The organism is uncultured Lacinutrix sp., from assembly GCF_947500605.1.
GTDB lineage: Bacteria > Bacteroidota > Bacteroidia > Flavobacteriales > Flavobacteriaceae > Lacinutrix.
In genome coordinates, this window is record NZ_CANMSJ010000006.1 from 14496 (window position 1) to 30433 (window position 15938).

Annotated in this window: 14 protein-coding genes; 4 read left to right on the forward strand and 10 right to left on the reverse strand. The window is 30.0% G+C overall.

The genetic code is table 11. The features are described from left to right. From Q0935_RS09850 to Q0935_RS09865, 4 genes are all read right to left on the reverse strand, one after another. Positions 1 to 1722 carry an ATP-binding protein gene (locus tag Q0935_RS09850; protein WP_299385412.1) on the reverse strand — a complete coding sequence of 574 codons (1722 nt, stop codon included), beginning with the start codon at positions 1720 to 1722 and terminating at the stop codon, positions 1 to 3. A 196-nt stretch (positions 1723 to 1918) separates the two neighbouring features. Then, on the reverse strand, positions 1919 to 4246 hold the full coding sequence (locus Q0935_RS09855) for a TonB-dependent siderophore receptor (RefSeq protein WP_299385415.1): 2328 nt from the start codon (positions 4244 to 4246) through the stop codon (positions 1919 to 1921). A 7-nt stretch (positions 4247 to 4253) separates the two neighbouring features. Next, a complete protein-coding gene (locus Q0935_RS09860) occupies positions 4254 to 4793 on the reverse strand; it encodes a YfiR/HmsC family protein (protein WP_299385417.1) in 540 nt (179 codons plus the stop codon). A 506-nt stretch (positions 4794 to 5299) separates the two neighbouring features. Further along, positions 5300 to 5575: a helix-turn-helix domain-containing protein gene (locus Q0935_RS09865; RefSeq protein ID WP_299252642.1), complete on the reverse strand. Its 276-nt coding sequence runs from the start codon at positions 5573 to 5575 to the stop codon at positions 5300 to 5302. Positions 5576 to 5732: 157 nt separating this feature from the next. On the opposite strand from Q0935_RS09865, the gene Q0935_RS09870 reads away from it, so the two are divergent. Continuing rightward, on the forward strand, positions 5733 to 6245 hold the full coding sequence (locus tag Q0935_RS09870; protein ID WP_299385420.1) for a VOC family protein: 513 nt from the start codon (positions 5733 to 5735) through the stop codon (positions 6243 to 6245). Between the two features lie 88 nt (positions 6246 to 6333). Here Q0935_RS09870 and Q0935_RS09875 read toward each other — a convergent pair whose 3' ends face one another. From Q0935_RS09875 to msrA, 3 genes are all read right to left on the reverse strand, one after another. After that, entirely contained in the window at positions 6334 to 6636 is a 303-nt protein-coding gene (locus tag Q0935_RS09875) for a hypothetical protein (RefSeq protein ID WP_055437634.1), read from the reverse strand. 174 nt (positions 6637 to 6810) lie between these two features. Continuing rightward, positions 6811 to 7407, reverse strand: coding sequence for a GTP cyclohydrolase I FolE (folE, locus tag Q0935_RS09880; protein ID WP_299385425.1), 597 nt, complete (start codon positions 7405 to 7407; stop codon positions 6811 to 6813). Positions 7408 to 7429: 22 nt separating this feature from the next. Further along, positions 7430 to 7972, reverse strand: a complete 543-nt coding sequence (gene msrA, locus Q0935_RS09885; protein WP_299252630.1) for a peptide-methionine (S)-S-oxide reductase MsrA — start codon at positions 7970 to 7972, stop codon at positions 7430 to 7432. Between the two features lie 187 nt (positions 7973 to 8159). Here msrA and Q0935_RS09890 point away from each other — a divergent pair, with 187 nt between their 5' ends. Further along, positions 8160 to 10598 carry a DUF5916 domain-containing protein gene (locus tag Q0935_RS09890; RefSeq protein WP_299385428.1) on the forward strand — a complete coding sequence of 813 codons (2439 nt, stop codon included), beginning with the start codon at positions 8160 to 8162 and terminating at the stop codon, positions 10596 to 10598. Positions 10599 to 10657: 59 nt separating this feature from the next. Further along, positions 10658 to 11320 carry an ABC transporter ATP-binding protein gene (locus tag Q0935_RS09895; RefSeq protein WP_299385431.1) on the forward strand — a complete coding sequence of 221 codons (663 nt, stop codon included), beginning with the start codon at positions 10658 to 10660 and terminating at the stop codon, positions 11318 to 11320. A 112-nt stretch (positions 11321 to 11432) separates the two neighbouring features. Here the strand turns inward: Q0935_RS09895 and mtaB are convergent, their stop codons facing one another. Continuing rightward, on the reverse strand, positions 11433 to 12767 hold the full coding sequence (gene mtaB, locus Q0935_RS09900) for a tRNA (N(6)-L-threonylcarbamoyladenosine(37)-C(2))-methylthiotransferase MtaB (RefSeq protein ID WP_299385434.1): 1335 nt from the start codon (positions 12765 to 12767) through the stop codon (positions 11433 to 11435). Between the two features lie 105 nt (positions 12768 to 12872). Here mtaB and Q0935_RS09905 point away from each other — a divergent pair, with 105 nt between their 5' ends. Next, positions 12873 to 14468: an ABC transporter substrate-binding protein gene (locus Q0935_RS09905; RefSeq protein ID WP_299385436.1), complete on the forward strand. Its 1596-nt coding sequence runs from the start codon at positions 12873 to 12875 to the stop codon at positions 14466 to 14468. Here Q0935_RS09905 and Q0935_RS09910 read toward each other — a convergent pair. Together Q0935_RS09910 and Q0935_RS09915 are read right to left on the reverse strand one after the other, a co-directional pair. Continuing rightward, positions 14455 to 15174, reverse strand: a complete 720-nt coding sequence (locus Q0935_RS09910; RefSeq protein WP_299385439.1) for a lysoplasmalogenase family protein — start codon at positions 15172 to 15174, stop codon at positions 14455 to 14457. The genes Q0935_RS09905 and Q0935_RS09910 overlap by 14 nt on opposite strands. Before the next feature lie 28 nt (positions 15175 to 15202). After that, positions 15203 to 15919, reverse strand: a complete 717-nt coding sequence (locus Q0935_RS09915; RefSeq protein WP_299385442.1) for a lysoplasmalogenase — start codon at positions 15917 to 15919, stop codon at positions 15203 to 15205. Positions 15920 to 15938 lie beyond the last annotated feature (19 nt).

Sequence of the window (15938 nt, forward strand, 5' to 3'; positions counted from 1 at the left end):
CTATTCTTTTAAATTTGTTGGTGTTTCCTTTCCATTCATTATCGGTAAATAAATGCTAAAAGTTGTTTCTCCAGGCTTACTCTCTACTTCAATTTTTCCGCTGTGTTTTTCTATAATTCTTTTCGAAATATCTAATCCTATCCCTGTTCCTTCTCCCGTTGGTTTTGTGCTAAAAAACGGATCGAAAATTTGATTTATTTCATCCTGTGGAATACCTTTTCCACTGTCTGTGATGGAAACAACCACCCAACCTTTTTCTTTAAATACTTTAATATGCAACTTACCATTTAAATTCATGGCATAAATAGCGTTGTGCAGTATGTTGGTCCAAACTTGATTTAACTCATCGTAATAACAAAGTATTTTTGGTATTTTTTCGTATTTTTTAGACACTTCAATACCTTGCTTAATCTGGTTATTGTATAGCGTTAAAATATTTTCGATTCCATCTGTAATATCTGCTAAAACTTGCTCATCGTTATTATTAATTCTTGATGAATTTTTTAATGCGAAAACAACTTTTGAAGCTCTTTCGGCTGCAAACTCAATGTTTTCTGTACTACGTTGTAGTCCAGTTATTTTATATGCAACTTCTAAAATCTTTTCAGAGTCTTCGTTTTGTAAAAGATCTAAATATTTTTCAACATTCTCGACAACCATCATATCTACAAAAGTATCGGCAAAAGAATATGAGTTTTTAATATTGTGCTGCTCGAATATTCCTGCTATCTTCTTTTTAAAAACACGTTCTTCTTTCGAAGTTAGCATATGCCTATTTTTAAAGGAGTCTTCCATAAGAGATAAAAATTCTTCTCTTAACTTTTGTGGTAGTTGATTAATAAAGATTGGATACTCGTTTAACACAAAATTTAATGTGTTTTTAATATTCCCTATAGAAGAACGAATAGCACCAAGAGGTGTATTTATTTCATGAGCTACACCTGCTATTACTTGACCTAGTGCAGCTAGTTTTTCTGAATTAACAAGTTTTTTTTGCGTTTGTTTTAAATTCTCTAATGTTTCAGTTAATTCTTTTGTTCGTTGTTTTAAAGACTCTTCTCTCTCATAAATTTGGAGAAGCATTTTATTATATTCTTCTACCAATACTCCTATTTCGTCATTACCTTGTTTTTTAACTCGCAATTGGTAATTTCCTTTTTCTGAAATTTCTTTTGTTGCTTTCGTTAAATATATTATTGGTTCTGATACTATTTTTTGCAACCAAAAAGCGAGTATATAATTTACCACTAGAAGACCAAACAACAATAATAACATAGTGATTACATAGTCTCTTATTTTTGATGATAATACTTCGGTAGAAACTCTTAAATAAATTGAACCTACTTTATTGTTTTCTAAATAAATAGGTCTGTAAACGTTTAAATAATTAGCATCAAACCTTTCCCATGAATCTGAATTATTGGTATTTGAGATTAATACTTTCTCTTCGTTTTCATAAAAATCTGCAAATATTTCGTTTTCATTATTATAAACAATTCCAACATCTACAGATGGAATGTTTTTTAGTTTTTCTAGTGTTTCTACAGCATTTTCTGAAACATCAAAATCAAGTGAAACAGCACAATATTCGCCAATTAAATTAGCATTAATAATGGTGTTGTTTTTCATGTCTTCTTTAAAATTGGAAATATTGCTAAAGATTACATACGTTAAACCTATTACAAGAGAAAACAACGATACTAGTTGGATAACAAGTATCATTTTAAACTTTATAGATAGGTTTTTAATTAACATAATTTATACTGTTTTATGTAATAAAAATACGATTATTTAAAATTGATAATAGAAGATAAGTTGAGTTATACAATGTCTCTATAACACTACTTAAAAGTTTTGAGGTTGAAATAGATTTGAAGACTATTTTCATTATAAGTTAAAATGAAAAATTTAATTTATATTAATATTTCCATTGCAACCCTACAAAAAATAATGATCCAATATTATCTGCAAAGCCATATTCTCGATGCTTACCAAACAAGTTTTTTGCAGTTAGATTTATTGTTGCATGTTTATTTAATTGGTAAGATGTTTTTGCATTTAATATTAAGTTGGTTTTTATATCCATTTGCGATTTATCCTTTTCAAGGTTTTCTAAATCGTTTATTTGATAGTAATTATAACTTGCAAACTCATGTTGTGAATATATATACCCATCGGTATTAAAACTCCATTTATTATTAGGCTTATAGTTAATAGTAAAGCCTCCAAAAAAGGATGGTGTAGCCTCTTCACTCCATTGCGTAGGATTTGTTGTATTACTTAATGTAGTGGTTAAAACATCTCCAGTATCATTAACTTCAAATTGAATATTTGTTAATTCAACATCAATATTTTTTCGACCAGAAATATTCGTTTTTTGATAATTACCAAATACCTTGGCTCTAAACTTATCATTAAAATCATAATCTAATGTAAAGCCTATACCATATTGGCTTGCATTTAAATTATAATTTTCAAATTTAACAGAACCATCTGCTCTTATAGATAATAAAGCGCCTGGATTGCCAAATTCATCAAGCTCTTGTTCTGTTGTATAGTCGTGGTATACATTAGGATTTACAAAGTTATCTACATTAGAATAAAACACTTCTAAATCTAAACTTAAACTATTATTAATTTTAGTTCTCCACCCGATCTCGCTACTTGTTATAGTAGGATATTTAAGATCTTTTTGCCCATTAACATGCAATGTTACAGGTACAGATATTGGAGATGGTGAACCATCTACTGAATGGTTATAATTTGTTGTAAGAGTACTATTTAAATAGGTATCGAAAAAGAAAGGAGACTTTGATGCTTTAGAGTGCACTGCGCGTACTAAGTTATTTTTATTTATACGGTATGTAGAGGCTATCTCATAATTCATGAAATAGTTTTTATTAAAGCCAAACTTATCTACTCGAGCAGCACCAATAACTCTAAGTTTTGTAATAGGTTTCCATTCGGTAAGCATAAATGCCGAATAAGAAAAAGTTTTTCTTGCTTCATCTTTAAATTCATGGTTAAGCTCATTAAAACTAAATCTATCTTGGTAAGTCCAAGGACTATTATATGATAAATATTTATAATTAATTCCAGGTCTAATACTTAACGTCTTAAACTCTTTAAAGTACTCTAAATTACCTTCAACATTAGTAAACTTATAAGAGTTGAACATGTAATTATTCTCATCTTTGCCTGAGTTAATATTAAATTGTCCGCTTAAATTATTGTGCTTTATTTTTGCGTTTAAATAATAACTTTCAGATTCTGTTTGAGATAAAGGTGTTGCTAAATTTAAAAATCCTGTTCTTTGACTTTGAGATTTTTGAGCTCCTAAAGCAACGTCTATATTAGAATTTACGCCATAATTATGTGTAAAAAAGATATTACCTCCTGCTCTTCTTAAACTAAGTTCTTCATCGTAATAAGCACCTAGTTCTTTTTGGTATTCATTAAACGTCCAAGGTTCATTAGCACTTATATCTCTTACTGGTGCAACAAACAATGTTAAACTATCTACACCTACGTAATCTTTTCTAATAAAATCGTAATACTCATTATCAAAACGATAGCGTTCTGAAAAATTACTAGAAAACGAAAGCTTTGTTTTATCATCCCAATTATACCCAATATTTACACTAGCATCTTTAGCTTTGTTAGTACCTAATTGAGTATTAACCGTAATGTTTTTTCCTTTTTTATTTGCATGAGAAGTGATTATATTAATTACTCCAGTAACTGCATTTGGTCCATATAAAGCAGAAGCTGGACCTCTAACAACCTCAATTCTCTCAACATCGTTTAAGGCAACAGGTAACGTTTCCCAAAATGTTCCACCACTAAAATAACTATACACTATTCGGTTATCAATCATAACCAAAATGGTAGTGTTATAAGACAATGTTAAGTATACATTTTTTGTAATATCATCGTAACCTCTAATATGAATATCATAATTACCAGGTGTAATTTCTCTAACAATTAATCCCTGCGATAAGCGTAATGCTTCTGGAATGCTTGTAACACCAGAATTACTTATCTCTTCTTTACTAATAATAGTTGTAGACAAAGGCGTTTCGAACAAATCTTCTGGGTGTTTAGAAGCGGTTACAACTACATCAATATCTAACAACTCCTCAAGAGTCATTTCATTATAAACTTTGTCTTTTTGCGCATAAGTTTTAAAGCATAACGTAGATGTTATGATTATAATGAATAACAGTATTTTTTCCTTAAAATTCATAACTGTTTTATTTAAAAATTTTTCCAATTCTCAATATATCCGATGAGAATGATTGTCCTTCTAGATCTAGCGATGTTAAATTAACTAATATCTTAGGTTTACTATTTTCAATTCCAAATCCGAGAGAGATTTCGCCTTCTTCTACAAATCGAGTTGTAGCGGTAACAGATAAAACTTTATTATCTCTACATATTTTAGAGAAACCATTTATGCCTTTCATGAAGTATACGACATCAAAATTAGATATGTTCCCCTCTAATTCTTTTGGTGTTATAGCTTTAACCACCATAGAACTTCCTAGTCCTTTAATAAATTCGTCCTTATCTAGTAAAGAGTTATTATTATAAACAACTAAAATTTTAATTTCTGAATTTTGAGGAATTTGAGGATTGTATTTTAAAACCTTTGTTAAAAGTGCCGCTTGAATATTTTCTGGAACCGAAATATTTTGTGCGTAAACAGCACTACCAAAGCATAAAAAAATGCAGATAAAAACTAATCGCTTAGTAAAGAATAATATATTTTGGGCTAACTTTAAGTTAAACATTTATTAGGTATCAGTTTTAACTTTAAATTCAAAAAATTTGGGGAAATTAAATGAATTTCGTGTTATTTCATCGCGACTTTTAGTGGGTTAATAAAATTATATACTTTTAAAAATAAACACTTAAAACCATTACTAAAGAATATATTAGCATTACAGGAACTATAAAAAATATTAGAGCTCTTTATTTCAGGAAAGGAAAAACTTGAAAACAGTGTAAAAAACAGGCTTTTGTTTGGTTGCATTTGTGGTTAAGTTATTTAACATTTAACTCAATTAGTTCTAAAATTAAAAATCTAAAGTAATTGAATTAAAACATTAATTCCTACAAAAATAAGCTTTTAATCTAACATATAAGCTTTATATCGATGTTTTTGTGTAAAAATGTAATCCATTCGTCTGCGCATTTTTAATTTAAAAATTATTTAAAATGTTAAATTCATCACTAAAAACATGCTTATACTAACTAAAGCAATCGAATTAAAGAGGCTAAAATGGCTCACTTTTAATTAGTTTTTACAATCTTCTAAGCCCCAATTATCTAGGCGCCTTAAAATATCTTCTAGAGACCTACCTCTTTTTGTTAAACTATACTCCACTTTAGGAGGAACCACAGGAAAAACTTTTCTAGAAATAAGACCATCCTTTTCTAAATCTCTTACTGTTTGTGTAAACATTTTATTAGAAATTCCTGGAATATTTTTTTGTAACATGCCCGAACGCAAACCACCTTCTAATAAATGGAATAAAATTAAAGGTTTCCATTTTGTTCCTATTAAATTCATTGTATAATTTAGAGGACAAGTATTTTCTTTATTCAAAATTTTAGATTTATAACACTAATTATCAATATATTACTCCTTTTGGTAACTATACCACTTTTTGGTAAGTTATTGCCAATTAAGCAAATATAGATTAATTTTGGAATCTAAAATAAAACCTATGACAACTAATAAAAATTATCCAAAATCATTTTCGCATATTGGATTAACAGTTCCAGATATTAATAAAGCAGTAAAGTTTTATTCTGAAGTAATGGGCTGGTATGTAATTATGAAGCCTTCAAAAGTTAAAAAAGAAAAAAAAACTGCTATTGGCCAAATGTGTATTGATGTTTTTGGTGATGATTGGACAGAATTTGAAATAGCTCACTTAGCTACTTCAGATGGTATTGGAATAGAATTATTTTCTTTTCCTAATGGAATTAAAGAAGCTCCAGAATTTAATCCTTTCAATACTGGTTTATTTCATTTTTGTGTACAAGACCCAAATATTGAAGAACTAATTGATAAAATTTTGGCTTATGGAGGAAAACAAAGAATGCCAATAAGAGAATACTACCCGGAAGACAAACCTTTTAAAATGTGCTATGTTGAAGATCCGTTTGGTATTGTATTCGAAATTTATACTCATAGTTACGAACTAACATATTCTTCAGGTGCCTATTCAAAATAAAATCACTGCTCTAAAAAGAATATAATCTGATTAAAACAAAAAAGCACTCTTACGAGTGCTTTTTTTATATCTAAAACTATTAGTAAAATTAATTTACTTCAATAATTGTTTCTTCTTCTTTTGTTTTAAAAACGTATGTGTATAACCACATTAATGTAAATGTTGGTATTACGTCTAATCCTGGCATTGCTTCCTCTATAAAAGAAACAGCAGCTCCTACTTTTCCTGCAGTACCTTTGTAGAGTTTAGTCATTAAATAAGCCGAGGCAGGAGCCCATACTACATCTATTACTTCTCCTATTCCTGGAATTATAAAGCTGGCATAACCTATAGCATCGAAAATGATACTCGCGGCTAATATTTTGTATTTGTTTGTGTTTTCTAAATTCATTGTGTTGTGTGTTAATACTTTTAATAAAGCAAATAGTGTTCCATTTTTTATTAGCATTTTAAAATAACCCTCTAAAAACAAAAAAACTACTATTTAACTATAAGTAAGCATTTTACGTGTTTTGTTACAAAAACGCCTAAAATCATTTACTTTTTCACCTAACACAACATCGTTTTAGCTTAAACTAGAACTTATTAATTTTAAAAATTCGTTACGCGTTTCTATATTTTTAAAAGCGCCTCTAAATCCAGATGTTGTAGTTGTAGAGTTTTGTTTTTGTACACCTCTCATCATCATACACATGTGCGATGCTTCTATTACTACAGCAACACCTGCAGGTTTTAAAGTATCGTTAATACAATCTAATATTTGATGTGTTAAACGTTCTTGCACTTGTAATCGTCTTGAAAAAACATCTACAATTCTTGGCAATTTACTTAAACCAACAATATGTCCGTTTGGTATATAGGCTATATGTGCTTTACCAAAAAATGGTAAAATGTGGTGCTCGCAAAGCGAATACAATTCTATATCTTTAACTATAACCATATCGTTATAGTCTTCCTTAAACATTGCTCCTTTTAAAATTTCGGCAGCATCTTGCTCGTAACCTTGAGTTAAAAACTGCATGGCTTTAGCAGCACGTTCTGGTGTTTTTATTAAACCTTCACGTTTAGTGTCCTCTCCTAAATCTTCAATTATACTTTTATAACGTTCGGTAACATCGTCGGTAACTTTAATATTATACTCCTCAAATTGTTTATATGCCATGCTATTGTATGTTTTAGAAACCTTATTTTAATTTATCACTGTAATAAGTATTTAACTTTTTAAGCTTTGGGTGAATAACAAATTGGCAATACGAGTTTTCCGAATTACGTTCGTAATACTCATGGTGATCTGCTTCAGCATTGTAAAAAACATCGAAAGCTGTAACCTCTGTTACAATTTTACTATCGAAAACATGTTCTGAATCTAAATGTGTAATAAAAGCTTCAGCTTGATGCTTTTGATCTTCAGAATGATAAAAAACCGCCGACCTATATTGGGTACCAACATCATGACCTTGCCTATTTAATGTTGTTGGATCGTGAGTTGCAAAAAAGATCTCAAGTAATTCAATATAACTAATTAATGCTTCATTATAAAAAATCTGTATTCCTTCGGCATGACCGGTACGTCCTGTAGTTACTTCGCGATAAGCAGGATTTTTAATGTTACCGCCAGTAAAACCAGAAACTACTTTTTCTACACCTACTACTCTATTAAATACAGCTTCGGTACACCAAAAACATCCATTTGCGAAAGTCGCAATCTTTAAATTATTCTTTTCCATTATTTAAATTTACTTAAAAAAAGTCCATTTACTAAGATATTCCTTACATAAGAGCGCTATTTTAACTTTAAATTAAGATAAAAAAGGACTTGTAAAAGTAGTTTTGTCCAAGAAAACTGTAACAAACCAAAACTATTAAAGTCTTTAGACTATATTTTACTAACTACCTACCTTAACGACTAAACTAATGAAACTTTTTTCACTATTAACTTTAACGCTTCTAGTTGCATTTCAAGTTACGGCTCAAGACAAGAAAACATACACTATCGAACGTACTGAAAATTCGCCAAAAATTGATGGAATATTAGACGACGAGGTATGGAAAACAGCACAAATAGCAACAGATTTTGTAGAATTTAGACCTACCGTTGGCAAAACAATGCCTGAGAATAAGCGCACTGAAGTTAAAATGACTTACGACGACTCTGGCATTTATATTTCGGCTTATTTATATGATAACCCAGAAGACATGATGAAGCAATTTACGCAGCGTGATGATTTTGGACAGTCAGATTTTTTTGCAGCTATCTTTAATCCTAATAACGATGCACAAAACAATACAGAGTTTTTTGTTTTTAGTTCTGGAACACAAGCAGATGCAACCGAAAACCCAACTAGTGGAGAAGATTTTGGTTGGAATGCTGTTTGGGAAAGCGCAGTTAAAACGGTTGAAGATGGTTGGATAGTTGAAATGAAAATCCCATATAGAGCTTTACGTTTTACACAGCAAGAAAACCCAACTTGGGGAATCCAGTTTCATAGACATTATAGAGATACACGCGAACAAGCAACTTGGAATGCAGTAGATATTACTAGTGGAGCCGGTATAGGTTATTTTAATGGTGAATTAAACGGATTAAAAAATCTAGAACCGCCAACACGTTTAAGTTTTTATCCTTTCGCCTCTTTTGTAGCCGATCGTTTTGATGATAATAAAATTAACGACTTTAATGCAGGTTTAGATATAAAATACGGTATTACAGAAAACTTTACATTAGATGCTACATTAATTCCAGATTTCAGCCAAGTTGGTTTCGACGATGTACAATTAAACTTAGGTCCTTTTGAGCAACAATTTTCTGAGCAACGACAGTTCTTTACAGAAGGAACCGATTTATTTACCAAAGGAAACTTATTTTATACAAGACGTATTGGTAGTGCTCCAATAGGAGATCCAACGCTAGGAGCTAACGAAGAAATTGATGGCAGATTTCCACAGAAAACAGCATTATTAAATGCTGTTAAAATTTCTGGAAGAACAAAAAACGGTTTAGGAATTGGCTTTTTTAATGCCATTACCGAAGAAACAGATGTAGATATTTTAAATACAGTAACTGGCGAAAAACGAAGCGAAACTGTAGAGCCTATAACAAACTATAATATTCTTGTGGTAGACCAGCAGTTTAACAAAAACTCTTCAATTAGTTTAATTAATACCAATGTAACAAGAAATGGATCTGGTTTTAGAGACGCTAATGTAACAGGCTTATTATTCGACGTAAAGAATAAGAAAAACACCTACGGAGCTATTGCTGAAGTAAAAATGAGTAACATTAATTTATTAGATGGTACACAAACTGGACTTAGTACACGTGCTGGTTTTGGTAAAATAAGCGGAAAATACAACTGGAGCGTTAGTCATGAATTGGCAGACAAGGATTACGATATTAATGATATGGGAATCCAATTTACAAATAATTACAATAATTTTAGTGCAGATTTTGGTTACCAAATTTTTGAACCTACCGAGAAACACAACAACCTTAGCTTTAATGCTTGGACAAACTACAATAGCTTATACAGACCTGGCACTTTTACAGGATTCAATTTTGGAGGACAGGTTAACGCTGTTGGTAAAAAGAGCTTAATGTCTTATGGTGGTAATTTTAATGTGCAACCTGGTAAACAATTCGATTATTTTGGACCAAGAGTAGATGGTCGTTATTTTATTACAGAAGACTGGCTAAATACCGGAACTTACATATCTACAAACTACAACAAAACTTTTGCCATAGATATTAACCTTGGTTACGAAACCTTATTTGAAGAGGAACGAAATTATGAAAGTGTATTTTTTAGCATAAGTCCTAGAGTTAAATTTAACGAGAATTTTATAGTTGTTTATTCTTTTGATTGGGATCAAGAACTTAGAGAACGTGGTTTTATCGATTTTATTGGTGACGATATTATTTATGGTCAACGCGACCAAATCACTATAGAAAACAGCATCTCTACAAGTTATAATTTTAATGCCATGAATAGCTTAACCTTAAGTTTTAGAAACTATTGGAGTGCTGTACAATATGAAAATAACATTTATGCGTTGGGTGACAATGGAAGGTTAAATAGAGACGATAATTACACAAAAGACGATATAGACGATCCAGATGTAAACTTTAGTACTTGGAATTTAAACCTAACTTACTCTTTACAGTTTGCTCCTGGAAGCTTTTTAACAGCACAATACCGTAACCGTATTTTTAATTATAGTAATGATGGCGCACAAGCTTTTAATGATAGTTTAAAAGATTTATTCGACCAACCAAATGGCAATACCTTTTCTCTTAAAATGGTTTACTTTATAGATTATAGTAATTTAAAAAACGTATTTAAAAGAAAATCTTAAACCTTATAAAGTTGTACATTACTTTGTAAAGTGGTAATTTCAACTTCTTATTTTTTTATATGATTAAAGCTGAAAACATCCATAAGTATTACGACGATTTACACGTTTTAAAAGGAGTAAATGTACACATTAAAAAAGGTGAAGTAGTTTCTATTGTTGGTTCTTCGGGAGCAGGAAAAACAACTTTATTACAAATTTTAGGAACTTTAGATACCATTTCGAAAACCAATGACTCTTCACTAATAATTAATGGAGAAAACATTAGCTCGCTTTCTGAAAAGCAATTGGCAAAATTTAGAAATGAACATATTGGTTTTATTTTTCAGTTTCATCAATTATTGCCAGAATTTACAGCTCTAGAAAACGTATGTATTCCTGCTTTTATAAAAAAAACACCTAAAGCTGAAGCCACAAAACGTGCAAAAGAATTACTGGACTTCTTAGGTTTATCTCATAGATATAACCACAAACCAAACGAATTGTCTGGTGGAGAACAACAACGTGTTGCAGTTGCTAGAGCATTAATTAATAACCCTAGTCTTATTTTTGCCGATGAGCCTTCTGGAAACCTAGACAGTGAAAGTGCAGAAAACCTACACAGCTTATTTTTTAAACTACGCGACGAATTTGGGCAAACCTTTGTTATAGTAACTCATAACGAAGAATTGGCAGATTTAGCAGATAGAAAATTAGTGATGGTAGATGGTGTTATTAGTAATTAACAGATTAATTCAATCCTAATTTTAATAAAAACAAAAGCCCGATAAATTAATTTATCGGGCTTTTTTATACACTTGTTTAAGCTAATATAGTAGTCTATAATTGCTCTATGTTTTATGCAAATACTGTTTCAAAATCAAACCTTACTAAACCATCATCATCTATATTAGTAAGCTTTACTTGATGTAATGTATTCACAAGTTCTGGATTCCATGGTGCTTTTACTTTTACATAGTTTTCTGTAAAACCATGTATATAACCTTCTTTATTATCGCTTTCGAATAAAACAGTTCTAGAAGTTCCAATCTGCTTTTCGTAAAAGGCACGACGCATTTTTGTGCTTAATCCTCTTAACATTTTACTACGCTTACTTCTAACGTTTTTAGGCACAACGTTTTCAAAACTTGCAGCCTCTGTGTTATCTCTTTCAGAATATGTAAATACATGTAAATAAGAAATATCTAATGTATTTAAAAAGTTATATGTTTCTAAAAAATGCTCTTCTGTTTCTCCTGGAAAGCCAACAATTACATCAACTCCAATACAAGCATGTGGCATTACTTCGTTAATTTTAGCAACACGGTCTACATACAATTCGCGCATATAACGACGTTTCATTAACTTTAAAATATCATTATGCCCACTTTGTAATGGAATGTGGAAATGCGGTACAAAAGCTCTAGATTTACTTACAACGTCTATGGTTTCGTTTTTAAGTAAATTTGGCTCTATAGAAGAGATACGAAGTCGTTCTATTCCCTCTACTTTATCTAATGCTTGTACTAGCTCTAAAAAGGTATGTTCATGCTTTTTATTACCAAACTCTCCTTTTCCATAGTCACCAATATTAACACCAGTTAAAACGATTTCTTTAATACCTTTTGCAGAAATTTCTTTTGCATTATTAAGTACACTTTCTAATTCATCACTTCTAGATATACCTCTTGCCAAAGGTATTGTACAATAAGTACATTTATAGTCGCAACCATCTTGTACTTTTAAGAAAGCGCGAGTTCTGTCTCCTATAGAATAACTCCCAACATAGAAATCGGCATCATTAATATCGCAAGAATGTACTTCTCCAAAATCGTTTTTAGATAAATCGTTTAGGTAGTCTGTAATCTTAAATTTTTCGGTTGCACCAAGTACTAAATCCACGCCATTAACATCTGCTAATTCCTGTGGTTTTAACTGCGCATAACAGCCAACTGCTGCTACAAAAGCATCTGAATTTGCTTTTTGAGCTTGTTTTACTATGGTTTTAAAACGCTTATCGGCATTTTCTGTTACAGAACAAGTGTTTATGACATAAATATCGGCAGTCTCAGAAAAGTCTACGCGTTCGAAACCTTCATCTTTAAAATTTCTAGCTATTGTAGAAGTTTCAGAAAAATTAAGCTTACAACCTAAGGTGTAAAATGCGACTTTCTTTTTTGTATTTACTGGCAAAATTTAAGTTTATTATTAAATTGGTATTATATTTACTTCTTACTTTAATTTAAGGTTGCAAATTTAAGTAATTGTTTGCAAGTAAGTTTATAAGTACTTTAAAATATGACAAAATACTTACTATTTTCTTTAATAACTATTCTTGTTTTTTCCTGCGGAAATAATAACGATGATAAAAATCTAAACCAAGTATTTAGATATAATGAGCATAAAAACATTGGCTCGTTAGATCCTGCTTTTGCAAAAGACAATGCCGATATTTGGGCTGTAAACCAATTATTTAATGGTTTAGTACAAATGGATAATGCTTTAAATGTACAACCAAGTATCGCTAAAAGTTGGACTATTTCTCAAGATGCACTTACCTACTCTTTTTCGCTTAGAGACGATGTTTACTTTCATAAACACAAATTGTTTGGAAAAGATTCTACCCGTGCTGTAAAAGCTTCAGATTTTGAATATAGTTTTAATAGACTTATCGATAAAAAGATAGCATCTTCAGGACGATGGGTTTTAAATAAAGTTGATCATTTTTCTGCAGAAAACGATAGTACTTTTACTATTAAATTAAAGCAGCCTTTTCCTGCATTTCTAGGATTATTAACCATGAAATATTGCTCTGTAGTACCAAAAGAAATTGTAGCGCATTATGGTACAGATTTTAGAGCAAACCCAATTGGAACTGGTCCTTTTAAATTTAAACGATGGGAAGAAAACATTAAACTGGTTTTTAGAAAGAATATTAATTATTTTGAAAAAGATAACAACGGAAACAGCTTACCTTACTTAGAGGCTGTTGCTATTACCTTTTTACCAGATAAACAAAGTGAGTTTTTACAGTTTATTCAAGGCAATTTAGATTTTTTAAATTCTTTAGATGCCTCTTATCAAGATGATATTTTAACAAGTAAAGGAGAATTAAGAGCTAAATACGAAGCTAATGTTAATATGATTCGTGGTCCTTATTTAAACACCGAATATTTAGCATTTTATATGGATTCTGAAGCTTCAGAAATGCAATCTAAGTTAATTAGACAAGCTGTGAATTTTGGTTTTGACAGACAAAAAATGATGACTTACTTACGTAACGGTATTGGTATACCAGCAAATGGTGGTTTTATCCCTAAAGGGCTACCAGGTTACAATGCCAATATTGGTTATACTTACAACCCAGAGCAATCTAAAGCACTTATAAATCAATTTAAAGAAGAGACTGGTAATAATTCTCCAGAATTAACCATTACAACCACAAGTAACTATTTAAACTTTTGCGAATATATACAAAGAGAGTTGCAAAAAACGGGATTAATAGTTAACGTAGATGTTATTCCTGCATCTACTTTAAAAGGTGCTAAGGCAAATGGTAAACTCGATTTATTTAGAGCCAGTTGGGTTGCAGATTATCCAGATGCTCAAAACTACTTATCTCTTTTTTATAGTGAAAATTTTGCGCCTAATGGTCCGAATTACACTCATTTTAAAAGTGTTAACTTTAATGCTTTGTATACACAATCTTTTTCTGAAACTAATTCTAAAGCCAGAGAAACCCTATATACTAAAATGGATAGTATAGTAATGCAAGCGGCTCCAATAGTTCCTTTGTATTATGATGAAGTGGTTAGATTTACACAAAACAATGTAAAGAATTTAGGCATAAACCCTATAAATATGTTAGAATTAAAACAGGTTAGGAAAGAATAACATCTCTCTTAATCGCTTTACTTTTTTCTTTACTTTTCTCTTCAACTAAGCCCATAATAATAAAGTATTGCGACAAACCGTAAAACAGCATTATTAAAAACTTTTGATAAGGGAATTCTTCATAATAAAAAGATTGTATTACAGAAATACTATCGCATAGAATAGCAAAAGTTACACCTATTAAAACAGTATAATAACTTCTTTTGTTTACATCTCCTTTTCTTAAATATGCAAACAACATAACGATTAAGCATGAAAACAAATAAAGCAATGTAGGAAAGAAAAAAGCACCTAATTTATTTAATACTAATACCATAATAAAAACCATATATGCAAAGCATAAAATAAAAAACGGCAGTAATTTAAAAACATTAAAATCGCGTTGGTTAGAAAAGCACTTAGCATAACATAATTTACCTATCATTAATAAAATAAGTCCCAAAATATAAATTGGGATAATTTTATAAAAAATTAATAGTATATCTCCAATTAAAAAACTCAGTAAAGCAACAATAATATAATGCCAGTTCTCTTGTGTTTTACTGTTATTAACTATAAAGAAATATAAAAGAGACAAAACAATAAGTGGTTTTGTAATTAATCTATACGGTACAGCTTCTAAGTTTAACTTTACATAAATATCTAGAGATAGAAATATAAAAAATAATATAGAAAAGTAAATTTTGTTGGTGAATACAATTTTCATAATAGCGATATGAGCAATAAGTTTTAACCTATAATTTAATTTTTATTAGTTCTTCTTCAATAGTCTTCTTTTCAATTAAAATACCATAAACAATTAAAAACTGTCCTATTCCATAGAATAGCATAACCGAAATATCTTGAAATGGAAGAGAAATATAGTAAGTTTTTATGCCCATAATAATCTCGGAGAGTATTAAAAAAAACATCGATAGCATAACAAGGTTATAACTCTTAGCATTAACATCATTCTTTCTTAAATACGCAAACAGGCTTAATAATAAGGAAATAAAAAAGTAAATTAAAACAGGTATAAAAAAGACACCTAATCCTTTATAAATAAGAAAAAAAACGGAAACCATTAAAATAAAACTTCCTGTTAAAAATGGTAATAATCGTGCTAATTTAAAATCCCTTTTATTTGTAAAACGTATGCAATACATTGCCTTACCTAAAATAAAAAATAGCATTCCAAAAATAAATCTAAAATTATTTACGTGATTGATTACCGCAATACTTGCAATCCAAAATAAAAATAAAGCAATTAATGTATAATAATGTTTTCTTTCTTTATTCAATTTCTGATTTTTCAAATAAAAAACGATTAACAAAATCATTAATAAAGACTTAGTTATATACCTATATGGAACAGTTTCTAGGTTAAGTTTTCCCCAAAGATCTATTACTAAAGCTAGAAAATAGACAATAGTAAAATATGGTTTCTTAATATTAAGTAGGTTATCAAGCATTTGGGGAGCTCTAATATTA

What these genes read in the sequence shown, in the direction of transcription:
- Q0935_RS09850 (WP_299385412.1), bottom strand. Translation starts at nt 1,722, where the DNA reads ATGATACTTGTTATCCAACTAGTATCGTTGTTTTCTCTTGTAATAGGT.
- Q0935_RS09855 (WP_299385415.1), bottom strand. Translation starts at nt 4,246, where the DNA reads ATGAATTTTAAGGAAAAAATACTGTTATTCATTATAATCATAACATCT.
- Q0935_RS09860 (WP_299385417.1), bottom strand. Translation starts at nt 4,793, where the DNA reads ATGTTTAACTTAAAGTTAGCCCAAAATATATTATTCTTTACTAAGCGA.
- Q0935_RS09865 (WP_299252642.1), bottom strand. Translation starts at nt 5,575, where the DNA reads ATGAATTTAATAGGAACAAAATGGAAACCTTTAATTTTATTCCATTTA.
- Q0935_RS09870 (WP_299385420.1), top strand. Translation starts at nt 5,733, where the DNA reads ATGACAACTAATAAAAATTATCCAAAATCATTTTCGCATATTGGATTA.
- Q0935_RS09875 (WP_055437634.1), bottom strand. Translation starts at nt 6,636, where the DNA reads ATGAATTTAGAAAACACAAACAAATACAAAATATTAGCCGCGAGTATC.
- folE (WP_299385425.1), bottom strand. Translation starts at nt 7,407, where the DNA reads ATGGCATATAAACAATTTGAGGAGTATAATATTAAAGTTACCGACGAT.
- msrA (WP_299252630.1), bottom strand. Translation starts at nt 7,972, where the DNA reads ATGGAAAAGAATAATTTAAAGATTGCGACTTTCGCAAATGGATGTTTT.
- Q0935_RS09890 (WP_299385428.1), top strand. Translation starts at nt 8,160, where the DNA reads ATGAAACTTTTTTCACTATTAACTTTAACGCTTCTAGTTGCATTTCAA.
- Q0935_RS09895 (WP_299385431.1), top strand. Translation starts at nt 10,658, where the DNA reads ATGATTAAAGCTGAAAACATCCATAAGTATTACGACGATTTACACGTT.
- Q0935_RS09905 (WP_299385436.1), top strand. Translation starts at nt 12,873, where the DNA reads ATGACAAAATACTTACTATTTTCTTTAATAACTATTCTTGTTTTTTCC.
- Q0935_RS09910 (WP_299385439.1), bottom strand. Translation starts at nt 15,174, where the DNA reads ATGAAAATTGTATTCACCAACAAAATTTACTTTTCTATATTATTTTTT.
- Q0935_RS09915 (WP_299385442.1), bottom strand. Translation starts at nt 15,919, where the DNA reads ATGCTTGATAACCTACTTAATATTAAGAAACCATATTTTACTATTGTC.